Annotated in this window: 12 protein-coding genes; all 12 read left to right on the top strand. The window is 71.8% G+C overall.

Features of this window, described 5'->3' with window-relative positions; all coding sequences use genetic code 11:
- On the top strand, nt 1-1,331 hold a 1,331-nt coding region (locus tag A5705_RS28180), incomplete at its 5' end, for a hypothetical protein (protein WP_197521287.1).
- Between the two features lie 143 nt (nt 1,332-1,474).
- Nucleotides 1,475-2,518 carry an N-acetyl-gamma-glutamyl-phosphate reductase gene (gene argC / locus A5705_RS16520; RefSeq protein WP_068278630.1) on the top strand — a complete coding sequence of 348 codons (1,044 nt, stop codon included), beginning with the start codon at nt 1,475-1,477 and terminating at the stop codon, nt 2,516-2,518.
- Nucleotides 2,515-3,726 (top strand): bifunctional glutamate N-acetyltransferase/amino-acid acetyltransferase ArgJ, encoded by a 1,212-nt coding sequence (argJ, locus tag A5705_RS16515; RefSeq protein WP_068278628.1) that lies wholly within the window; start codon nt 2,515-2,517, stop codon nt 3,724-3,726. The genes argC and argJ overlap by 4 nt, the downstream gene beginning before the upstream one ends.
- On the top strand, nt 3,723-4,610 hold the full coding sequence (argB, locus tag A5705_RS16510; protein ID WP_067878617.1) for an acetylglutamate kinase: 888 nt from the start codon (nt 3,723-3,725) through the stop codon (nt 4,608-4,610). The genes argJ and argB overlap by 4 nt, the downstream gene beginning before the upstream one ends.
- On the top strand, nt 4,607-5,797 hold the full coding sequence (locus A5705_RS16505) for an acetylornithine transaminase (RefSeq protein WP_068278626.1): 1,191 nt from the start codon (nt 4,607-4,609) through the stop codon (nt 5,795-5,797). The genes argB and A5705_RS16505 overlap by 4 nt, the downstream gene beginning before the upstream one ends.
- The gene (gene argF / locus A5705_RS16500) at nt 5,794-6,720 is read left to right on the top strand and encodes an ornithine carbamoyltransferase (RefSeq protein WP_067878623.1); all 927 of its coding nucleotides are present in this window, start codon (nt 5,794-5,796) and stop codon (nt 6,718-6,720) included. Before A5705_RS16505 ends, argF begins: the two co-directional genes overlap by 4 nt.
- Entirely contained in the window at nt 6,717-7,211 is a 495-nt protein-coding gene (locus A5705_RS16495) for an arginine repressor (RefSeq protein ID WP_067878627.1), read from the top strand. Before argF ends, A5705_RS16495 begins: the two co-directional genes overlap by 4 nt.
- Before the next feature lie 12 nt (nt 7,212-7,223).
- Nucleotides 7,224-8,420: an argininosuccinate synthase gene (locus tag A5705_RS16490; protein ID WP_067878629.1), complete on the top strand. Its 1,197-nt coding sequence runs from the start codon at nt 7,224-7,226 to the stop codon at nt 8,418-8,420.
- Nucleotides 8,421-8,529: 109 nt separating this feature from the next.
- Nucleotides 8,530-9,948, top strand: coding sequence for an argininosuccinate lyase (gene argH / locus A5705_RS16485; RefSeq protein WP_067878631.1), 1,419 nt, complete (start codon nt 8,530-8,532; stop codon nt 9,946-9,948).
- A 106-nt stretch (nt 9,949-10,054) separates the two neighbouring features.
- The gene (locus A5705_RS16480) at nt 10,055-11,116 is read left to right on the top strand and encodes a type III polyketide synthase (protein ID WP_067878634.1); all 1,062 of its coding nucleotides are present in this window, start codon (nt 10,055-10,057) and stop codon (nt 11,114-11,116) included.
- A 204-nt stretch (nt 11,117-11,320) separates the two neighbouring features.
- Nucleotides 11,321-17,704, top strand: a complete 6,384-nt coding sequence (locus tag A5705_RS16475; RefSeq protein WP_068278624.1) for a type I polyketide synthase — start codon at nt 11,321-11,323, stop codon at nt 17,702-17,704.
- An 18-nt stretch (nt 17,705-17,722) separates the two neighbouring features.
- Complete coding sequence (locus A5705_RS16470; RefSeq protein ID WP_068278622.1) at nt 17,723-24,079, top strand: type I polyketide synthase; 6,357 nt, start codon at nt 17,723-17,725, stop codon at nt 24,077-24,079.
- Nucleotides 24,080-24,081: the final 2 nt, after the last annotated feature.

Below are 24,081 nucleotides of genomic sequence, written 5' to 3'. Positions count from 1 at the left end.
TGATCAACCTGTCGCTGCCGGGGTTGCCGAGTTTCACGTTGCCGCCGTTGCCGGGGCTGCCGTCGATCACGCTGCCCAACATCGGTGCGGACATCAACGCGGCGCTGAACGCGGCGCTGAATCTGACGTTGCCGGGGTTGCCGCCGATCAACCTGTCGTTGCCGGGGTTGCCGAGTTTCACGTTGCCGCCGTTGCCGGGGCTGCCGTCGATCACGCTGCCCAACATCGGTGCGGACATCAACGCGGCGCTGAACGCGGCGCTGAATCTGACGTTGCCGGGGTTGCCGCCGATCAACCTGTCGTTGCCGGGGTTGCCGAGTTTCACGTTGCCGCCGTTGCCGGGGCTGCCGTCGATCACGCTGCCCAACATCGGTGCGGACATCAACGCGGCGCTGAACGCGGCGCTGAATCTGACGTTGCCGGGGTTGCCGCCGATCAACCTGTCGCTGCCGGGGTTGCCGAGTTTCACGTTGCCGCCGTTGCCGGGGCTGCCGTCGATCACGCTGCCCAACATCGGTGCGGACATCAACGCGGCGCTCAACGCGGCGCTGTCGGGGGCGTTGACGCTGCCGCCTTTCACCTTCCCGGCCCTGCCTCCGTTCACGCTGCCTAACCTGGGTGCGCTTGGTCTGGGTTTGAGTGCGGCGCTGAACGGGATCGGTGGCTCGATCAGCGCGTCGCTGAATGGGTTGGGTGCGTCGCTGAACGTCATGTTGTCGGGAGGCCTGAACCTGGGCACCAACCTCAACGCGTTTATCCAGACCGGCGAGGCGCTGGCGGCCAACTTCGCCGGCAACCTCGCAGCGGGCCTGAACGCGGCGATCCAGACCGGCGAGAGCCTGGCCGCCAACTTGGCTGCCGCGCTCTCGACGCTGTCGCTGCCCAACTTGGGACTGTCCATCAACGCGGCGCTGTCGGCTAACCTCGGCGCTGCGCTGAACGGCCTGGTGCAGGCCACCGGATCCCTCGCGGGCGGCCTCACCGGCGGCCTCGGAGGCCTCATACACGCGGGTGAAACCCTGGGCGGGAGCCTGGCGACGGGCTTGTCCGGGTTGGCCGGCACAGGTAACGCGTTGGCGAATATCTGGGAGAACACCGCAGCCCAGATCGGTGGCGCGCTCTTCGGTGGTTTCGCGGCGACCCTGGGCGTCGGGGCTCCCGGCGTGCTCGGGCTCGGCACGGCCCTGGCGACCGGCCTCTCGGGCGCAGCCACCACGCTGGAGCAGACGGGCGGCTCGCTCGTCGTGTCGCTGAACACGGCGCTGACCGACCTCGAGCTCTCGCTGCAGGCCGCCGTGGATGCCAGCTTGGGCATCGGGATCGCCGCCTAGCCCGGTGGCGCCCAGGAGACTCGTGTAGGCCCGCGCTTTTCCGAAGCGGAGCCTTTGCCCGACACGATCTCCTGGGCGCACGCCGCCCGGCCATCGGTGGAATGGATTTGCAAACTGTTGCATAACCATGCACAATCGTCGAAATGGCCGACGTATTGAGGGTCGCGGTTGCCGGTGCCACCGGCTACGCGGGCGGGGAGATCCTTCGGCTGCTGCTCGGGCATCCCGCCGGCGCCGACGGCCGGCTGACCATCGGGGCGCTGACCGCCGCGGCCAGCGCCGGCAGCACGCTCGGGGAGCACCACCCGCACCTGATCCCGTTGGCCCAGCGCACGATCGAGCCCACCGATCCGGCCGTGCTCGCGAGCCATGACGTGGTGTTCCTGGCCCTGCCGCACGGGCATTCGGCGGCACTGGCCGAACAGCTCGGCGCCGAAACACTGATCATCGACTGCGGGGCCGACTTCCGGCTCACGGACGCCGCCGCCTGGGAGCGGTTCTACGGATCGACACACGCCGGCAGCTGGCCGTACGGGCTGCCGGAGCTCCCTGGCGCGCGCGAGCGACTGCGTGGCGCCCGGCGCATCGCGGTCCCGGGCTGCTATCCGACGGCGGCGCTGCTGGGGCTGTCGCCCGCGATGGCCGGGGACCTCATCGAGCCGGCCGTCACGGTCGTCGCCGTCAGCGGCACCTCCGGGGCCGGCCGCGCGGCCAAGGCCGACCTGCTCGGCTCGGAGGTCATCGGCTCGGCCCGGGCCTACAACATCGCCGGTGCGCACCGGCACACCCCGGAGATCGCGCAGGGCCTGGGCGCCGTCACCGAGCGCGACGTCACGGTGTCGTTCACCCCGGTGCTGATCCCGACATCCCGGGGCATCCTGGCCACCTGCACCGCGCGCACCCGGGCGCCGCTGTCACAACTGCGGGCGGCCTACGAAAAGGCTTATGGCGCCGAGCCTTTCGTCTACCTGATGCCCGAGGGGCAGCTGCCGCGCACCGGGGCGGTGATCGGCAGCAACGCGGCGCACGTCGCCGTCGCGCTGGACGAGGCCGCCGAGACGTTCGTGGCGATCGTCGCGATCGACAACCTGGTCAAGGGCACGGGCGGCGCCGCGGTGCAGTCCATGAACCTTGCGCTGGGTTGGCCTGAGGCCCAAGGGCTTTCGGTGGTCGGGGTCGCGCCATGACCGGGACGACGGAGGCGCGGTTGCTGCGCGAACAGGGCGTGACCGCCCCGGCCGGGTTCCGGGCAGCCGGCATCGCCGCCGGCATCAAGACATCCGGAAAGCCGGACCTGGCGTTGGTGTTCAACGAAGGACCCGACTACGCGGCGGCCGGGGCCTTCACCCGCAACAAGGTGAAGGCCGCCCCGGTCCTGTGGACACAGCAGGTGCTGACCACCGGGCAACTGCGCGCGGTGATCCTGAACTCGGGCGGCGCCAACGCCTGCACCGGCCCCGGCGGCTTCCAGGACACCCACGCCACCGCGGAGGCCGTCGCCGCCGCGCTGTCGGACTGGGGGACCGACACGGGTGCCATCGAGGTCGCGGTCTGCTCGACCGGGCTGATAGGGGACCGGCTGCCGATGGACAAGGTGCTCGCCGGGGTGCGTGAGATCGTGCGCGAGATGGCGGGCGGGCTGTCGGGAGGGGACGAGGCCGCCCAGGCCATCATGACCACCGACACCGTGCCCAAACAGGTTGCGTTGCATCACCCCGACAACTGGACGCTCGGCGGGATGGCCAAAGGCGCGGGCATGATCGCCCCCTCGCTGGCCACCATGTTGTGCGTGCTCACCACCGACGCGGCCGTCGAGCCGGCGGCGCTCGACCGGGCGCTGCGCAACGCCACCGCGCACACCTTCGACCGGCTCGACATCGACGGCTGCTGCTCGACCAACGACACCGTGCTGCTGCTGGCATCGGGCGCCAGCGAGATCACCCCGTCGCAGGCCGATCTCGACGCGGCGGTGCTGCGGGTCTGCGACGACCTGTGCGTCCAGCTGCAGGCCGACGCCGAGGGCGTCACCAAGCGCGTCACCGTCACCGTCACCGGGGCCGCCTCCGAGGACGACGCGCTGACGGCGGCGCGGGCGATCGCTCGCAACAGCCTGGTCAAGACGGCGGTGTTCGGCTCCGATCCCAACTGGGGCCGGGTGCTCGCGGCCGTGGGCATGGCACCGGTAACCCTCGAGCCGGACCGAATCCGGGTGTCGTTCAACGGTTCCGCGGTCTGCATCGACGGGGTCGGGGCGCCCGGCGCGCGGCAGGTCGACCTTTCCGCGGCCGACATCGACATCACCGTCGACCTCGGCGTCGGCGACGCGTCCGCCGCCGTCCGCACCACCGACCTCTCGCACGGCTACGTCGAAGAGAATTCGGCCTACAGCTCATGACCGTTCGCGTTGACGCGCTGCCCACCGGAGTCAAAGCGCAGGTGCTGGCCGAGGCCCTGCCCTGGCTCAAGCAGTTGCACGGCAAGATCGTCGTCATCAAGTACGGCGGCAACGCCATGACGAACGACACGCTGCGGCGCGCTTTCGCGGCCGACATGGCGTTCCTGCGCAACTGCGGCATCCACCCCGTCGTCGTGCACGGCGGCGGGCCGCAGATCACCGCCATGCTGCGCCGGCTCGGCATCGAGGGCGATTTCAAAGGCGGCTTCCGCGTCACCACACCCGAGGTGCTCGACGTGGCGCGGATGGTGCTGTTCGGGCAGGTCGGCCGCGAACTGGTCAACCTGATCAACGCGCACGGACCCTACGCCGTCGGCATCACCGGCGAGGACGCGCAACTGTTCACCGCCGTGCGGCGAAGCGTCACCGTCGACGGCGTGGCCACCGACATCGGCCTGGTCGGCGACGTCGACAAGGTCAACACCGCGGCGGTGCTGGATCTCATTGCGGCGCGGCGCATTCCGGTGGTGTCGACGCTCGCGCCCGACGCCGAGGGTGTGGTGCACAACATCAACGCCGACACCGCCGCGGCGGCGCTGGCCGAAGCGCTGGGAGCCGAAAAGCTGCTGATGCTCACCGACGTCGAGGGCCTGTACACCAGCTGGCCGGACCGCGATTCCCTGGTCAGCGAGATCGACACCGCCACACTGGCGCAACTGCTGCCCACGCTGGAAGCGGGCATGATCCCCAAGGTCGAGGCGTGCCTGCGGGTGGTCACCGCGGGCGTTCCGAGCGCCCACATCATCGACGGGAGGGTCGAACACTGTGTGTTGGTCGAGCTTTTCACGGATGCCGGCACGGGAACCAAGGTGGTGAGCGCATGACGGCCACGGATGCCCTGCGCAGGCGCTGGGAAGCCGTGATGATGAACAACTACGGCACCCCTCCGCTGGCCTTGGCCAGCGGGGACGGCGCGGTGGTCACCGACGTCGACGGCAAGACCTACGTGGACCTGCTGGGCGGCATCGCGGTCAACGTCCTCGGCCATCGGCACCCGGCCGTCATCGAGGCCGTCACGCACCAGATGGCGACGCTGGGCCACACCTCCAACCTGTATGCGACGGAGCCGGGCGTCGCGCTGGCCGAGGAGCTGGTGGCGCTGCTTGGCGCGGACGCACCCGCGCGGGTGTTCTTCTGCAACTCCGGCACCGAGGCCAACGAGGTCGCGTTCAAGCTGTCGCGGCTGACCGGTCGCACGAAACTGGTTGCCGCGCAGGAAGGTTTCCACGGCCGCACGATGGGCTCGCTGGCGCTGACGGGCCAGCCGAGCAAGCAGGCGCCATTCGAGCCGCTGCCGGGTTACGTCACCCATGTGCCCTACGGCGACGTCGACGCGCTGGCCGCCGCGGTCGACGACGCCACCGCCGCGGTGTTCCTCGAGCCGATCATGGGGGAGAGCGGCGTCGTCGTCCCGCCCGAGGGTTACCTTGCCGCCGCGCGGGACATCACCGCGCGCCATGGCGCCCTGCTGGTGCTCGACGAGGTGCAGACCGGAATGGGCCGCACCGGAGCGTTTTTCGCCCACCAGCACGACGGCATCACCCCGGACGTGGTGACCATGGCCAAGGGGCTGGGCGGCGGGCTGCCCATCGGGGCGTGCCTGGCCGTCGGGCCGGCCGCCGAGCTGCTGACCCCCGGCCTGCACGGCAGCACCTTCGGCGGCAACCCGATCTGCACCGCCGCCGCGCTGGCGGTGTTGCGGGTGATCGCCGCCGACGATCTGGTGCGGCACGCCGAGGTGCTGGGCAAGTCGGTGCGCCACGGCATCGAAACGCTGGGCCACCCGCTGATCGATCACGTGCGCGGCCGCGGATTGCTGTGGGGCATTGTGCTTTCGGCGCCGCGGGCCAAGGACGCCGAGGCGGCCGCACGGGACGCCGGATTCCTGGTCAACGCCGCCGCGCCGGACGTCGTCCGGCTGGCGCCACCGTTGATCATCACCGAGGCCCAGGTCGACGGCTTCCTCGAAGCGCTGCCGGGCATCCTCGACACCGCAGGGGCCACAGCATGATTCGGCATTTCCTGCGCGACGACGACGTATCGCCCGACGAGCAGGCCGAAATCCTGCAGCTCGCCGCCGAGCTCAAGAAGGATCCGTTCGGCCGTCGACCGCTCGAGGGGCCGCGCGGCGTCGCGGTGATCTTCGACAAGAACTCCACCCGCACCCGGTTCTCGTTCGAGGTGGGCATCGCCCAGCTCGGCGGGCACGCCGTCGTCGTCGACGCCCGCAGCACCCAGATGGGGCGCGACGAGACGCTGGGCGACACCGCGCGGGTGCTGTCCCGCTTCGTCGAGGCCATCGTCTGGCGCACGTTCGGGCAGGACCGGCTCGAGGCGATGGCCGCGACCGCGAGCGTGCCCGTGGTCAACGCGCTCTCCGACGACTTCCACCCCTGCCAGGTGCTGGCCGACCTGCAGACCATCGCCGAACGAAAGGGGTCGCTGAAGGGCTTGCGGCTGTCCTACTTCGGCGACGGCGCCAACAACATGGCGCACTCGCTGATCCTCGGCGGGGTCACCGCGGGCATCCACGTCACCGTCGCCGCGCCCGACGGCTTCGCGCCCGACCCGGCGCTGCTGGCCGCCGCCCGGCGGCGCGCCGACGCGACCGCCGGGTCGGTCACGGTGACCGCCGACGCCGACGCCGCCGCCAAGGGCGCCGACGTCGTCGTCACCGACACCTGGACGTCGATGGGCCAGGAGGACGACGGCCTGGACCGGGTGGGGCCGTTCCGGCCGTTTCAGGTCAACGAGCGACTCGTGGGGCTGGCCGACCCGGAAGCCGTTGTGCTGCACTGCCTTCCGGCTCACCGCGGCGAGGAGATCACCGACGAGGTGATGGACGGCCCGGCCAGCGCGGTGTGGGACGAGGCCGAAAACCGCCTGCACGCCCAGAAGGCGCTGCTGGTGTGGCTGCTGGAGCGGTCCCGATGACCCGCTCGAAGGCCACCGCCGAAACGACCCGGGCCGGCCGCCAGGACCGCATCGTCGCGATCCTGTCGTCGGAGTCGATCAGCAGCCAAAGCGAGCTGGCCGCGCGGCTGGCCGGCGAGGGGATCGAGGTCACCCAGGCCACGCTGTCGCGCGATCTGGAGGAGCTGGGCGCGGTGAAGCTGCGCGGCGCCGACGGCGGCGTCGGGGTCTACATCGTTCCCGAGGACGGCAGCCCGGTGCGCGGGGTGTCCGGGGGCACCGCGCGGTTGTCCCGGCTGCTGAGCGAGTTGCTGGTGTCCGTCGACGCCAGCGCCAACCTCGCGGTGCTGCGCACACCCCCCGGCGGCGCCAACTATTTGGCCAGCGCGATCGATCGCGCGGCGTTACCGTACGTCGTCGGCACCATCGCCGGCGACGACACCGTGTTCGTGGCGGCGCGGGAGCCGATGACCGGCTCCGAACTTGCCAGCTCCCTGGAACGCCTGAAGTAACTAAGGAGATCTATGTCAGAGCGCGTGATCCTGGCGTATTCCGGGGGCCTGGACACCTCGGTGGCGATCAGCTGGATCGGCAAGGAGACCGGCCGGGAGGTGGTCGCGGTCGCGATCGACCTCGGTCAGGGCGGCGAGGACATGGAGGTGGTGCGCCAGCGGGCCCTGGACTGCGGCGCCGTGGAGGCCGTCGTCGTCGACGCCCGAGACGAGTTCGCCGAGGGCTACTGCCTGCCGACGGTGCTCAACAACGCGCTCTACATGGACCGCTATCCGCTGGTGTCGGCGATCAGCCGGCCGCTGATCGTCAAACATCTGGTCGCGGCGGCCCGCGAGCACGGCGGCAGCACGGTCGCGCACGGCTGCACCGGCAAGGGCAACGACCAGGTCCGGTTCGAGGTCGGCTTCGCGTCGCTGGCACCCGATCTGGAGGTGCTGGCGCCGGTCCGCGACTACGCGTGGACGCGGGAGAAGGCGATCGCGTTCGCCGAGGAGAACGCCATCCCGATCAACGTCACCAAGCGCTCACCGTTCTCGATCGACCAGAACGTGTGGGGCCGGGCGGTGGAAACCGGCTTCCTGGAACACCTTTGGAACGCCCCCACCAAGGACGTCTACTCCTATACCGAAGACCCCACCCTGAACTGGAGCCCGCCCGACGAGGTGATCGTCGGGTTCGAGCGCGGCGTGCCGGTGTCCATCGACGGGAAACCGGTGTCGATGCTGCAGGCGATCGAGGAGCTCAACCGCCGCGCCGGCGCCCAGGGCGTGGGGCGGCTCGATGTCGTCGAGGACCGGCTGGTGGGCATCAAGAGCCGCGAGATCTACGAAGCGCCGGGGGCGATGGTGCTCGTCACCGCCCACACCGAGCTCGAGCACGTCACCCTGGAGCGCGAGCTGGGCCGGTTCAAGCGGCACACCGACCAGCGCTGGGCGGAGCTGGTCTATGACGGGCTGTGGTACTCGCCGCTGAAGGTCGCGCTGGAAAGCTTCGTCGCGAAGACCCAGGAGCATGTCTCCGGCGAGATCCGGATGGTGTTGCACGGCGGGCACATTGCCGTCAACGGTCGGCGCAGCGCCGAATCCCTGTACGACTTCAACCTGGCCACCTACGACGAGGGCGACAGCTTCGACCAGTCGGCGGCCAAGGGCTTCGTGTACGTGCACGGGCTGTCGTCGAAGATCGCGGCTCGCCGGGATCAGCAGTGACGCTTACCTTTCTTACGCCACCAGACACAAAAGCCCCCGACACGCCGGGCAAGAAGGGGCTTTTGCGTCTGGTGGCCGGGCATGGCCCGGCGAACACCGCTGGACGAAGATGAGCACCCGCGAGGGTTCGCTGTGGGGCGGGCGGTTCGCCGAGGGGCCGTCGGCCGCGCTGGCGGCGCTGAGCAGATCCACGCACTTCGACTGGGTGCTGGCGCCGTACGACCTCGTCGCCTCGCGGGCGCACACCGTGATCCTGTTCCGCGCGGGGCTGCTGAACGAGGAGCAGCGTGACGGGCTGCTGGCCGGGCTGGACAGCCTCGCCGCGGACGTCGCCGACGGCAGCTTCGCGCCGCTGGCCACCGACGAGGACGTGCACGCGGCGCTGGAGCGCGGGCTGATCGACCGGGTCGGGCCCGACCTGGGCGGCCGGCTGCGGGCCGGGCGGTCGCGCAACGACCAGGTGGCCACGCTGTTCCGGATGTGGCTGCGCGACGCGGTGCGCCGCGTGGCCAAGGGGGCGCTCGACGTGGTGGCCGCGCTGGCCGGCCAGGCCGCCGCGCACCCGGCGGCCATCATGCCGGGCAAGACCCACCTGCAGTCCGCGCAGCCGATCCTGCTCGCCCAGCACCTGCTCGCGCACGCCCATCCGTTGCTGCGCGACGTGGACCGGATCGTCGACTTCGACAAGCGCGCGGCGGTGAGCCCCTACGGGTCGGGGGCGCTCGCGGGTTCCTCGCTGGGCCTGGACCCCGACGCCATCGCCGAACAGCTGGGTTTCGCCGCCGCCGCCGAGAACTCCGTCGACGCGACCGCCGCGCGCGATTTCGCCGCGGAGGCCGCGTTCGTGTTCGCCATGATCGGCGTCGACCTGTCCCGCCTGGCCGAGGACATCATCCTGTGGAGCTCGACGGAATTCGGCTACGTCACCCTGCACGACGCCTGGTCGACGGGCAGCTCGATCATGCCGCAGAAGAAGAATCCCGACATCGCCGAGCTCGCCCGCGGCAAGGCCGGGCGGCTGATCGGCGACCTGGCCGGGCTGCTGGCGACGCTCAAGGCGCAGCCGCTGGCCTACAACCGCGACCTGCAGGAGGACAAGGAGCCGGTCTTCGACGCGGTGGCCCAGCTGGAGCTGCTGCTGCCGGCGATGGCCGGGCTGGTGGCCAGCCTGACCTTCGATGTCGAGCGGATGGCGGCGCTGGCCCCCGCCGGCTACACGCTGGCCACCGACATCGCGGAGTGGCTGGTGCGCCGGGGTGTCCCCTTCCGGTCCGCGCACGAGGCCGCCGGCGCGGCCGTGCGGGTCGCCGAGAACCGCGGTGTCGGGCTCGACGAGCTGACCGACGACGAGCTGGCCGCCATCAGTCCCGACCTGACGCCCCAGGTTCGCCAGGTGCTGACGATCGAGGGCTCGGTGTCCTCGCGCGACGCCAGGGGCGGCACCGCGCCGGTCCGCGTCGCCGAGCAGCTGGAGGCCGTCCTGGCCAGGTGCGCGGAGCTCGGGGACCGGCTGGGAGTCGCCAGGTGAGCGACCTGGGCATGTGCCCGGTGGTTCTGAAAACGCTAAACTTCCGGACTTATGGGATCGAGTTGAACCACTCGGCCTGTGTCGTCGTCACCAAGGGATGGGACCAATGAGCGTCATCGCCGGCGTCTTCGGTGCGCTGCCGCCGCACCGCTATTCCCAACGTGAGCTCACCGATTTCTTCCTCCGCATTCCCGGTTTCGAGGATTACGAGGACATCGTCCGGCAGCTGCACGCCAGCGCCAAGGTCAACGCCCGCCACCTGGTCCTGCCTTTGGAGCAGTATCCCGCGCTGACCGACTTCGGCCGGGCAAACCGGATCTTCATCGACAAGGCCGTCGACCTCGGTTGTGAGGCGCTCGAAGGCGCCCTCGGCGAGGCGGGCCTGCGGCCGCAGGATCTCGACGTGCTCATCACGACGACGGTGACCGGGATCGCCGTCCCGTCGCTGGACGCCCGCATCGCCGGGCGGCTCGGGCTGCGTGACGACGTGCGGCGCGTGCCGCTGTTCGGCCTGGGCTGCGTGGCCGGTGCGGCGGGCGTGGCCCGCCTGCACGACTACCTGCGGGGCGCCGTGGACGGCGTCGCGGCGTTGGTCTCGGTCGAGCTGTGCTCGATGACCTATCCCGGGTACAAGCCGTCGCTGGCCGGGCTGGTCGGCAGCGCGCTGTTTGCCGACGGGGCCGGGGCGGTGGTCGCCGTCGGAGAGCGCCGCGCCGATCTGATCGGCGCCGGCGGCCCCGACATCGTCGATTCCCGCAGCCACCTCTACCCGGACTCGCTGCGCACGATGGGCTACGACGTCGGCGGCGCCGGTTTCGAGCTGGTGCTGTCCAAGGACGTGGCCGCGGTGGTCGAGCAGTACATCGCCGACGACGTCGGCACGTTTCTGGGCGCGCACGGCCTGACCACCGCCGACATCGGCGCCTTCGTCAGCCATCCCGGCGGTCCGAAGGTGATCGAGGCGATCAACGCAAGCCTCGGCCTGCCCCCGGAGGCGCTCGAGCTGACCTGGCGCTCGCTGGGCGAGATCGGCAATCTCTCGTCGGCCTCGGTGCTGCACGTGCTGCGCGACACCATCGCCAAGAAACCGCCCAGCGGCAGCCCGGGCCTGATGCTGGCGATGGGTCCGGGATTCTGTTCCGAACTCGTCCTGCTGCGGTGGCACTGATTCGTCGTGCTCGTGGATTTTTCGTCGTACCGTAGGACTCGGCCTTCGGGGCCCGATCCGGCCTTGGGGCATGTGATGGCGGCGGGACGGCGAAAGTGTGGTTGGGGGTTCCTGGGGGCTGGGCAAGGCGCGATCGATGACAGTGGGGGCATCGTCGCGCCGCTTCGCACCCGTTCCGATGAGTAGGCCGAGGGGCCGGGTGGCATGAACAGCACCCAGGACGACCTCGTCGCCGCGCTCCGGAAATCCCTGAAGGAAAACGAGCGGCTGAAGCGGGAGAACCGCCAGTACCTCGCCCAGATCGCGGAAGGGCCCACCGAGCCGATCGCGGTGGTGGGAATGGCGTGCCGCTACCCGGGCGGCGTGGATTCGCCCGAGGGTCTGTGGGAGATGGTGGCCGAGGGCCGCGACGTGGTGTCGGAGTTTCCGGCCGACCGGGGCTGGGATCTCAGCGGCCTGTTCGACCCCGATCCCGACGCGGCGGGCAAGTCCTACACGCGCTCCGGCGGGTTTCTGGCCGACGTGGCCGATTTCGACGCCGCGTTCTTCGGGATCGCTCCCAGCGAGGCACTGGCGATGGATCCGCAGCAGCGGCTGCTGTTGGAGGTGTCCTGGGAGGCGTTGGAGCGGGCCGGGATTGATCCCCTCGCGTTGCGGGGCTCGCCGACCGGCGTGTTCGCCGGCGTGTTCCACGGTTCGTACGGCGGCCAGGGGCGGGTGCCGGGAGACCTGGAAAGGTACGGGCTGCGCGGTTCCACCCTGAGCGTGGCCTCGGGCCGGGTGGCCTACGCGCTGGGCCTCGAGGGCCCGGCGGTGTCGGTGGACACGGCGTGTTCGTCGTCGTTGGTGGCCATGCACCTGGCGTCGCAGTCGCTGCGCTCCGGCGAGTGCGACCTGGCGCTGGCCGGCGGTGTGACGGTCATGGCAACCCCGGCGATGTTCATCGAGTTCAGCAGGCAGCGAGCGCTGTCCGCCGACGGCCGGTGCAAGGCGTACGCGGGCGCAGCCGACGGCACGGCGTTCTCCGAGGGCGCGGGTGTGCTGGCGCTGGAGCGGTTGGCCGATGCCCGGCGATTGGGCCATCCGGTGCTGGCCGTGCTGCGTGGATCCGCGGTGAACCAGGACGGCGCCTCCAACGGGTTGGCCACGCCCAACGGGCCGTCTCAGCAGCGGGTGATCCGGGCCGCGCTGGCCAATGCGCGGCTCGGCGCGGCGGAGGTGGACCTGGTCGAGGGCCACGGCACCGGAACCACGCTGGGGGATCCCATCGAGGCCCAGGCGCTGTTGGCGACCTACGGTCAGGACCGGCCGGCGGACCGGCCGCTGTGGCTGGGCTCGATCAAGTCGAACATGGGGCATACCTCGGCGGCCGCGGGCGCGGCCGGGGTGATCAAGCTGGTCCAGGCCATGCGGCATGGTGTGATGCCCGAGACGTTGCACGTCGACGAGCCGACGCCGCACGTGGATTGGTCGGCCGGAGCGGTGTCGTTGTTGACCGAGCCGCGGCCCTGGCCGGTGCAGGACCGGCCGCGGCGCGCGGGGGTGTCGGCGTTCGGGATCAGCGGCACCAACGCGCACGTCATCGTGGAGCAGGCGCCGCTGGAGGCGGAGAATCCCGAGTGCCCCGGCGACGACGCTGCGGCGCCGTGGGTGCTGTCGGCGCGGTCGGCCGACGCGTTGGCCAACCAGGCCGCCCGGCTGCTCGCGCATGTGGAAGCGCATCCGGCCCTGCGCCCGGTGGACGTGGGATGGTCGCTGGTCTCGACGCGGTCGCTGTTCGAGCATCGCGCGGTGGTGGTGGGCGCCGACCGCGACGGGTTGACCGCGGGTTTGGCGAGCCTGGCCGCCGGTGAGCCGGGCTCGGGCGTCGTGGCCGGGCGGGCGCGGGCGCTGGGCAGGACCGTGTTCGTGTTCCCCGGCCAGGGCTCGCAGTGGGCCGGCATGGGGGCCGAATTACTGGACACCTCAACGGTATTCGCCGAACAGCTGCGCCGCTGCGACAAGGCGCTCGCCGAGCACGTCGAGTGGTCGTTGCTCGACGTGATCCGCGGCGTGCCCGGCGCGCCGGGGCTCGATCGGGTCGACGTGGTGCAGCCGGCGCTGTGGGCGGTGATGGTGTCGCTGGCCGGGCTGTGGCGCTCGATGGGTGTCGTTCCCGACGCGGTGATCGGGCACTCGCAGGGCGAGATCGCGGCGGCCTGCGTGGCGGGCGCGCTGTCGCTGGAAGACGCCGCGCGGGTGGTGGCACTGCGCAGCCGGCTGCTGGTGCGCCTGTCCGGTGCGGGCGGCATGGTGTCGCTGGCGTGCGGACCGGCGCGGGCCGGTGAGTTGGTGGCCGCGTGGGGCGACCGGCTGAATATCGCGGCGGTCAACGGCGTTTCGGCGGTCGCCGTGTCGGGCGACGTCGACGCCTTGGCCGAGCTGATGCGGCGGTGCGAGGCCGAGGACATCCGGGCGCGCAAGATCGACGTCGACTACGCGTCGCACTCCGCTCAGGTCGACGCCATCCGCGAGCCGCTCCTCGAGGCGCTGACCGGCATCGCGCCGCGTCCTTCCGAGATCGCGTTCTTCTCCACCGCGACCGGCGATCTCATGGACACCGCGGGGTTGGATGCCGACTACTGGTACCGAAGCATCCGCCAGACGGTGCAATTCGAACGAGCGCTGCGCCGCGCCTGCGACGCCGGGCACCGGGTGTTCATCGAAGCCAGCCCGCATCCGGTTCTGATCGCCGGGATCGAGCAGACGCTGGCGGGCCAGGCCGACGACGCGGTCGTCATTCCCTCCCTGGGCCGCGACGACGGTGGCCTGCAACGGTTTTGGCTGTCGGTGGGGCAGGCGCACGTAGCCGGGGTGCACGTGGATTGGGGGTCGGCCCTGGCCGGTGGTCACCGCGTCGACCTGCCGACGTACGGCTTTGTGCGGCGCCGATTTTGGCTCCCGGACGGGTCGACGGGCTCCGGGGATGCGGCGAGCCTGGGCGTGGAGAGTGCCGAGCACGGTTTCCTGCGCGCCGTGGTGGACCGCCCCGATTCCGGTGGGGTGGTCCTGACGGGCCGGTTGTCGGTGGCCGCCCAGCCGTGGCTGGCGGGTCACGCGGTGGCCGGCACCGTGTTGTTCCCGGGCGCCGGGTTCGTCGAGCTGGCCATCCGGGCGGGCGACGAGGTCGGCTGCGGGACGATCGAGGAGCTGACGCTGTCGGCCCCGTTGGTGTTGCCCGCGGACGGGGCCGTGCAGGTGCAGGTGGTGGTCGACGATGCCGGAGACTCCGCGCACCGCGAGGTGTCGGTGTACTCGCGTGCCGCCCAAGCGGATTCGGAATGGGTGCTGCACGCGCAGGGCCTGCTGAGCGAACGGCCGGTGACGCCGGGCGCGGACCTGTCGGTGTGGCCGCCCGTCGGCGCGACTTCGGTGGACGTCGCCGGCGCGTACGAGCGGCTGGCGGGCCGGGGCTACCAGTACGGTCCGGCGTTTCAGGGCCTGCGGGCCATCTGGCGGCGGGGCGAGGAGCTCTTCGCCGAGGTCGACGTTCCGCAGGACGCCGGCGCTCAGGCCGGCGGCTTCGGGATGCACCCGGTGTTGCTGGACGCCGCGCTACACGCGCTCGTGGCCGGGGGCGACCAGGCGCAGACGGTGTTGCCCTTCTCGTGGCAGGGTGTGTCGCTGCACGCCGCGGGCGCCGCCCGGGCGCGGGTCCGCATCGCGCCGGCCGGCGCGGACGCGGTGTCGGTGGAGCTTGCCGACGCGACGGGGTTGCCGGTGATGTCGGTGCGGTCGCTGGTGATGAGGCCGGTGTCGCGCCAGCAGCTGTCGGCCGCAGCGGCTCCGGCCGAGGGGTTGCTGGAGGTGGTGTGGTCGCCGATCAGCTTGGGCGCCAACCAGACTGGTGACCACGTCGCGGTCTGGGAACTGGCCGCCACCGGCCCGGACGTGGTGGGCTCGGTCCATGCGGCCGCCATCGAGGTGCTGGGAGTGTTGCAGTCCTGGTTGGCCGGCGAGGGGTCCGCGGTGTTGGTGGTCCTCACCCGCGGGGCCGTTGCCCTCGCCGGCGAAGAGGTTTCCGATCTGGCCGGTGCGGCGGTGTGGGGATTGGTGCGGTCGGCCCAAGCCGAGCACCCCGGCCGGGTGGTCCTGGTGGATTCCGACGGCTCGGTGGAGGTGGCGGCGGCGATCGGTTGCGGCGAGCCGCAATTGGTGATTCGCGGCGGTGTGGTCCATGCGGCGCGGCTGGCGCCGGTGGCGGCGGCATCGGTGCTCGAGCTGCCGTCCCGGGGTTGGCGGCTGGACGCCGGGGGCGCGGGCACGCTGGAGGACCTTGTGCTGAATCCGCTCCCGCGGGTGGAGTTGGCGCCCGGGCAGGTGCGGGTGGCCGTCGCCGCGGTCGGCGTGAACTTCCGCGATGTGTTGGTGGCGTTGGGCATGTATCCCGGCGGCGGTCAGCTGGGCGCGGAGGGCGCCGGGGTGGTCACCGGAGTGGGCCCGGGCGTGACCGGGGTTGCCGTCGGCGACTCGGTCATGGGGCTGCTGGGGGTGGTCGGTTCCGAAGCGGTGGTGGACGAACGCCTGGTGGTGCCGGTGCCCCCCGATCTGCCGCTCGTCGAGGCGGCGGGGGTGCCGGTGGTGTTCCTGACCGCGCTGTACGGGCTGTCGGTGCTGGCGGGGCTGCGCACCGGTGAGCGGGTGCTGGTGCACACCGCCACCGGCGGGGTGGGGATGGCCGCGGTGCAGCTCGCGCGGCATTGGGGTGCGGAGGTCTTCGCCACCGCCAGCCGCGGCAAGTGGGAAACGTTGCGCGCCATGGGCTTCGACGACGACCACATCGGCGACTCGCGCACCCTGGAGTTCGAGGAGAAGTTCCGGGCCGCCACCGGGGGCCGGGGCTTCGACGTGGTGCTCAACTCGCTGGCAGGCGAGTTCACCGATGCGTCGCTGCGGTTGTTGGCCCCAGGCGGGCGCTTCATCGAGATGGGCAAGACCGACCTTCGCGACCCGGCGGCCATCGCCGGGCAATACCCCGGCGCGGCGTACCGGGCGTTCGACCTGATGGAGGCCGGGCCCGAGCGCACCGCGGCGATGCTGGCCGAGGTGCTGCGGCTGCTGCGGGACGGTGCGGTACGCCCGCTGCCGCTCAAGACGTTTGACGTTCGCTGCGCCGCGGCGGCCTACCGGTTCGTCAGCTCCGCCCGCCACATCGGCAAGGTCGCGCTCACGATTCCCGACGGGCCCGCCGGCGTCCTCAGCGGATCCGGCGGGGGGCTGGCCGGGGGCAGCGTCCTGATCACGGGCGGCACCGGCATGGCCGGCTCGGCGCTGGCCCGCCACCTCGTCGAGCGCTACGGGGTGGCCCGGGTTGTGCTGGTCAGCCGCGCCGGCGCGGACGCCCCCGGGGCGGCCGAGCTGGTGGGCCGATTGGAGGACGCGGGGGCCCGGGTGTCCGTGGTGGCCTGCGACGTGGCCGATCGCGAAGCCGTGGCGGGGATGCTCGCGCAGCTACCCGCGGACTACCCGTTGCGCGCGGTCGTCCACGCCGCCGGGGTGCTCGACGACGGGTTGATCTCCTCGTTGACCGCCGACCGGGTCGATGCGGTGTTGCGGGCGAAGGTCGACGGCGTCTGGAATCTGCACGAGCTCACCAAAGACCTGAATCTGTCGGCGTTCGTGGTGTTTTCGTCGATGGCCGGGATCGTCGGCACCCCTGGACAGGCCAATTACGCGGCGGCCAACAGCTTCCTGGACGGCCTGGTCGCGCATCGACGCGCGGGCGGGCTTCCGGGCTTGTCGGTGGCGTGGGGGCTGTGGGAACAGGCCTCGGCGATGACGGCCCACCTCGGCGAGCGGGACAAGGCCCGGATGAGCCGCATCGGGTTGGCGGCCCTGTCCACCCAGCAGGCGCTGGAGTCCTTCGATACCGCCATGCTGGTCGACCGCCCCGTGGTGGTGGCGGTGCGGGTGGATCGAATGGCCTTGTCCGACAACGCCGCCGGGCTGCCGCCCTTGTTGCGGGCGTTGGCGGCCCGCCCCACGCGCCGCGTCGTCACGGACACCGATCACACCCCGTCGACGACGGGCCTCAAGGCGCGCCTGCACGGGTTGAGCCCCGAGGCGCGCCGGCGCGAATTGGTCGACCTGGTCCGCGCCAACGCCGCGACCGTGCTGGGGCTGCCCAGCGGCGCCGACATCGCCGCCGACCGCGCGTTCCAGGAACTCGGGTTCGACTCCCTGACCGCGGTAGAGCTGCGCAACCGCCTCAAAGCGGCGGCCGGCCTTACGCTCTCGCCCACCCTGATCTTCGACTACCCCACGCCTGCGATCCTTGCCGACCACCTCGGCGCGGAACTGGCCGGCACCGCGGACGGGCCCGCCCTGGTGTCCCGCTTCGACGACATCGTCCGCGAATTGCAGGCCCTGCTGGGCTCACCCGACTGCAAGCCCGACGACAAGCTGCAGCTGAGCGCCCGCATCCAGCACCTGCTCGCCACCCTGACACCTACCGACGGCCCCGACCCCGAACACCTTGACGACGATCTCCACGCCGCCGACGAAAGCGAACTCTTCGCGATCCTCGACGAAGAACTCGGCCGCGACTGAACCAGGAATGACCCAGCGATGACGACGCCGAGCACCGAAAAGCACGTCGATTACCTCAAGCGCCTGACCGCGGACCTGCGGCGGGCGCGGCGACGGATCGCCGAGCTCGAGGGCAAGCTGTCCGAGCCGGTGGCCGTGGTCGGCATGGCGTGCCGCTACGCCGGCGGGGTGGATTCGCCGGAAGCCTTGTGGCAGCTGGTCGCCGAAGGCCGCGACGCGGTGTCCGATTTTCCCGCCGACCGCGGCTGGGAGGTCGACGCGCTGTACGACCCGGACCCCGACGCGCCGGGCAAGATGTACACGCGCCAGGGCAGCTTCTTGCGGAACGCCGGCGACTTCGACGCCGGATTCTTCGGCGTCGGTCCCAGCGAGGCGCTGGCGATGGACCCGCAGCAACGACTCATGCTCGAGGTGTCGTGGGAAGCGTTGGAACGGGCCGGGATCGACCCGTTGTCGTTGCGCGGCTCGCCAACCGGGGTGTTCGCCGGGGTCATCCACGCCGGCTACGGCGGTGAGGTCAAGGGCGAGCTGGAGGGCTACGGGCTCACCGGCTCCACGCTGAGCGTGGCATCGGGCCGGGTGTCCTACGTCTTGGGCCTGGAAGGGCCGGCGGTGTCCGTGGATACCGCGTGCTCGTCGTCATTGGTGGCCATGCACCTGGCGGCGCACTCGCTGCGCAGCGGGGAGTGCGATCTCGCGCTGGCCGGCGGCGTGACGGTCATGGCCACACCGGCCGCATTCGTGGAGTTCAGTCGGCAGCGGGCGCTGGCCCCCGACGGCCGGTGCAAGGTGTACGCCGGCGCCGCCGACGGCACGTCGTGGTCGGAGGGCGCCGGGGTGCTGGTGCTCGAGCGGCTGGCCGCCGCGCGCCGGCTCGGCCATCCGGTGCTGGCGGTGCTGGCCGGATCCGCGGTGAACCAGGACGGCGCCTCCAACGGCCTGACCGCCCCCAACGGGCCGTCACAGCAGCGGGTGATCCGCGCCGCGCTGGCCGACGCCGGACTGACCGCGGCGGACGTGGACGTCGTCGAGGGACACGGCACCGGAACCGTGTTGGGCGATCCCATCGAGGCGCAAGCGCTGTTGGCAACCTACGGGCAGGACCGGCCCGCGGACCGGCCGTTGTGGCTGGGGTCGATCAAGTCCAACATCGGTCACACGTCCGCCGCGGCCGGGGTGGCCGGGGTGATCAAGATGGTGCAGGCGATGCGCCACGAGCTGATGCCGCAGACGCTGCACGTGGATGTGCCGACGCCGCACGTCGATTGGTCCGCGGGCGCGGTGTCGGTGCTCACCGAGCCGCGGGCCTGGAAGTCCGAGCCGGCAACGAATGCGCCGCGGCGGGCCGGGGTGTCGTCGTTCGGGATCAGCGGGACCAACGCGCACGTGATCATCGAGGAGCCGCCCACCACGCCGGAAAGCGCGGCGCCGCAACGCGACACCGCCGATCCCGTCATCCCCTGGGTGGTGTCGGCCCGTTCGGAGCGGGCGCTGGCCGATCAGGCGGCGCGGCTCGCGGCGCACGTGGACGCGGACCCGGGCCTGGACGTCGTCGACGTCGGCTGGTCGCTGGCGACCACGCGGTCCGCATTCGAGCACCGGGCGGTGCTGGTCGGCAGCGACCGCGGGGCCCTGATGGAGGAGTTGGCGGGTCTGGCGTCCGGGCGTCCGGGCGCCGCGACGGTGGTGGGCAGCGCGCGGTCGGTGGGCAAGACCGCGTTCATGTTCCCCGGCCAGGGTTCGCAGCGGTTGGGGATGGGCGCGGCGCTGTACGGGCGCTTCCCGGAATTCGCCCGCGCCTTCGACGAGGCCGCCGAAGCACTGGACGGTCACTTGCGGTTGCCGCTGCGCCAGGTGATCTGGGGCACCGACCCGGAGTTGTTGGAAAGCACCGAGTTTGCGCAGCCCGCCCTGTTCGCCCTCGAGGTCGCGCTGGCGGCCTTGTGGCGGTCCTGGGGTGTGGTGCCCGACGTGGTGATGGGCCATTCGGTGGGCGAGCTGGCCGCGGCGCACGTGGCCGGGGTTTTGTCGCTGGCCGACGCGGCGAGCGTGGTGGCGGCGCGGGGCCGGTTGATGGCGCGGTTGCCCGCCGGCGGGGTGATGGTGGCCGTCGCCGCCACCGAGTCCGAAGTGGCTCCGCTGCTGACCGGGGGCGTGAGCATTGCGGCGCTGAACGGCCCTGAATCGGTGGTGGTTTCGGGTGAACGGGCCGCGGTCGACGCGGTGGTGGACCAGCTCGCGGAGCGGGGTCGTCGCGTGCACCGGCTGGCGGTGTCGCACGCGTTTCACTCACCGCTGATGGATCCGATGATCGACGACTTCGCCTCGGCGCTGGACGGTATCTCGGCCGGTGCGCCGCGGATCGCGTTGGTGTCCAACCTGACCGGGCAGCTGGCCGGCCCGGGGTATGGGTCGGCGGCGTACTGGCTGGCGCATGTGCGCGAGCCGGTGCGGTTCGTCGACGGGGTGCGGTCGGCCGAGTCGCTGGGCGCGACGGTTTTCGTGGAGGTGGGTCCCGGCGCGGCCCTGACGGCATCGCTGCCTGCGTCGCTGACCGCCGAACCGGCGGCGTCGGTGATCACGATCGCCAAAGACCGCCCTGAAATCGATTCCGCACTGCACGCCGCCGGCGGCCTCTACGTCATCGGCGTCGGCATCGACTGGGCCGCGGCGTATGACGGCCTCGGCGCCCGGCGGGTCGCGTTGCCCACGTACGCCTTCCAGCGGCGCCGGTTTTGGCTGCCGGCCGAGCTGGTCGGGTCGACCGACGTGAGCACCTCGGGGCTGGCCGGGGCGGAACACGGCTTGTTGGGTGCGGTGGTGGAGCGGCCCGATTCGGGAGGGGTAGTGCTGACGGGCCGGCTGTCGACCGCCGCCCAGCCGTGGCTGACCGACCACGCGGTGGCCGGCATGGTGCTGTTTCCCGGTGCCGGCTTCGTCGAGCTGGTGCTGCGCGCCGGCGACGAGGTCGGCTGTTCGGTGATCGAGGAGTTGACGTTGTCGGCGCCGCTGGTGCTGCCGACGGCCGGCGCGGCACGCGTGCAGGTGGTGGTGGGTGCCGCCGGAGCAGCGGGGCGCCGGGCGGTATCGGTGTATTCGGCCGGCGCTCAACCGAATTCGGGCTGGCTGCTGCACGCTGAGGGCGAGTTGAGCGCTGGCCCGGCGGAGCCGGTCGCCGATCTGTCGGTGTGGCCGCCGGTAGGGGCGACGACCGTCGACGTGACCGGGGGCTACGAGCGGTTGGCCGAGCTGGGCTACGAGTACGGCCCGGCCTTCCGCGGCCTGCGAGCGATGTGGCGGCGCGACCGGGAGATCTACGCCGAAGTCGCGGTGCCCGCCGGTGTCACGGTCGCCGGCTACGGGATACATCCGGTGCTGCTGGATGCGGCGCTGCATGCGCTGGGCATCGGCGACCCACACGCCCGGGCCGCCTTGCCGTTCTCCTGGCAGGGCGTGTGCTTGCACGCGGCCGGGGCGTCGCGGCTGCGGGTGCGGTTGGCCCCGGTGGGCGCGGGCGCGGTGGCGGTGGAGCTGGCCGATCCGGCTGGCTTACCGGTGTTGTCGGTGCGGGAGCTGGTGCTTCGTCCGGTGTCGGCCGAGCAGCTGTCGGCGGGCGCGGCCCGTACCGGCGGCGGGGGCCTGTTCCAGCCGGCCTGGTCACCGGTGCCGTTGCAGCCCAACGGCATCGGCGAGGCCACTGTGGTGTGGGAGCCGGGCTCGCAGAACGGCGCCGGCCTGCCGGGTTCGGTGTACGCGGCCACGCGCGAGGCGTTGGGGGTGTTGCAGTCCTGGCTGGGCGGTGACGGGCCGGGCGTGCTGGTCGTGCTGACCCGCGGGGCGGTGGCGTTCGGCGACGAGGACGTCACGGATCCCGCGGCCGCTGCGGTGTGGGGGTTGGTCCGTTCGGCGCAGGCCGAGCACCCGGGCCGGGCGGTGCTGGTGGATTCGGACGGGTCGGTCGACGTCGACGCCGTGATCGCCGGTGGCGAACCGCAGGTGGTCGTGCGCGCGGGCGAGGTGTATGCGGCGCGGTTGGTGCCGGCTGACGCCGGCTCGACCTTGGCCCTGCCGCCGGGGGAGTGGCGGTTGGCGGCCGGCGACGCGGGCACGCTGGAAGACCTGGTGGCGCGGCCCGAGCCGCGGGCGGAGGTGGCGCCCGGACACGTGCGGGTGTCGGTGGCCGCGGTCGGGGTGAACTTCCGGGATGTGTTGGTGGCGTTGGGAATGTACCCCGGCGCCGCCGAGTTGGGCGCGGAGGGCGCCGGGGTGGTCACCGAGGTGGGTCAGGGCGTGACCGCGTTGGCCGTCGGCGACGCCGTGACGGGGATCTTCGGGCTGGCGGGCTCCGAAGCGGTGGTGGACGAGCGCCTGGTGGTGCGGGTGCCGCCGGAGTGGTCGCTGGCCGAGGCGGCGGGGATGCCGGTGGTGTTCCTGACCGCGCTCTACGGGTTGTCGGATCTGGCGGGGCTGCGCGCCGGCGAGCGGGTGCTTGTCCACGCCGCCGCGGGCGGGGTCGGGATGGCCGCGGTGCAGTTGGCGCGGCACTGGGGCGCGGAGGTTTTCGCCACCGCCAGTCGCGGTAAGTGGGACACGCTGCGGGCCATGGGGTTTGATGACGACCACATCGGCGACTCGCGCACCCTCGAGTTCGAGGAGAAGTTCCGGTCCGCCACCGGCGGGGCCGGCGTTCATGTGGTGCTCAACTCGCTGGCCGGCGATTTCACCGATGCGTCCCTGCGGTTGCTGGTTCCGGGCGGGCGCTTCATCGAGATGGGCAAGACCGACCTTCGCGATCCGGCGGCCATCGCCGGGCAATATCCCGGCGTGGCGTACCGGGCGTTCGACCTGATGGAGGCCGGACCCGACCGCATCGCGGCGATGCTGGCCGAACTGGTGAGCCTGTTCGCCGCCGGCTCGCTGACGCCGTTGCCCGTCAAGGCTTTCGACGTGCGGCACGCCACGGAGGCCTACCGCTTTGTCAGCCAGGCCCGCCACACCGGCAAGGTGGTGCTCACCCTGCCCGACGGCCCGGGCGGCCTGGCCGGGGGTACGGCGCTGATCACCGGCGGTACCGGCATGGCCGGTTCGGCCCTGGCCCGCCACCTGGTCGAGCGGTATCGGGTGTCGCACCTGATGCTGGTGAGCCGCGGGGGTGAGCGGGCCGACGGCGCCGCCGAACTCGCGGCGGAGTTGCGGGAAGCCGGCGCATCGGTGTCGGTGGTGGCCTGTGACGTCGGCGACCGCGACGCGGTGGCGGGATTGCTGGCGGCGGTGCCCTCGGATCGTCCGCTGCGGGGCGTCTTCCACGCCGCGGGCGTCCTCGACGACGGGCTGATCGCCTCGCTGACCCCCGACCGGCTGGACACGGTGCTGCGGGCGAAGGTCGCCGGGGCCTGGAACCTGCACGAGCTCACCAAGGACCTGAACGTGCCCGCGTTCGTGATGTTTTCGTCCATGGCGGGCATCGTCGGGGCGCCCGGCCAGGGTAACTACGCGGCGGCCAACAGCTTCCTCGACGGGCTCGCGTCCTACCGGCGCGCGCAGGGATTGGCCGGATTGTCGGTGGCGTGGGGGCTCTGGGAAGAAGCCAGCGCCATGACGCGCCACCTCGGGGACAAGGACCGGGCCCGCATGAGCCGATCCGGGCTGGCACCGTTGTCCAGCCGGCAGGCGATGCAGCTCCTCGATGACGCGCTGGCGGCCGACCGCCCGGTGCTGGTGGCCGCGCGGCTGGACACCGCGGCGATGGGTGACGGCGCGATGCTGCCGCCGATCCTGCGCGGGCTGGCCACCCGCCGCTCGCGGCGCGTCATCGCCGATGCCGCCACGACGGCGGCCTCGACATCGGAGTTGCGTGCGCGACTGCACGGGCTCACCGCGGAACAGCGGCACCGCGAGCTCGTCGACGTGGTGTGCGGCAACGCCGCCACCGTCCTCGGCCACGCCACCGCGGACGTCAACGCCGACAGCGCTTTTCAGGACCTCGGGTTCGACTCGCTGACGGCGGTGGAACTGCGCAACCGCCTCAAGACGGCGACCGGGCTCACGATGTCGCCCACCGTCATCTTCGACCACCCGACACCGTCCGCACTGGCCGAGCACCTCGACGCCCAACTGGCCGAAACACCCGTCGACGACCGGCCCGACCGCATGGCCCGTTTCAACGACGTCGCGCGCGAACTGCAGGCGCTGATCGACCAACCGGGCTGGAGCCCCGACGAGAAAGCACGGCTGACCGCCCGGATCGAAACGCTGCTGGCCGCCTCGAGCGCCCCGGTCCCTGAGCTGGATCCCGGTGAGCTTTTCGACGACAGCCTCGACACCGCGACCGAAAGCGAGCTGTTCGCCATCCTGGACGAAGAAGTCGGGCCCTGACC

The sequence above is a fragment of the Mycobacterium sp. E787 genome, from assembly GCF_001668725.1.
Taxonomy (GTDB): domain Bacteria; phylum Actinomycetota; class Actinomycetes; order Mycobacteriales; family Mycobacteriaceae; genus Mycobacterium.
The sequence above is the reverse complement of the archived record's forward strand: the minus strand, read 5'-3'. Positions and strand labels throughout refer to the sequence as shown.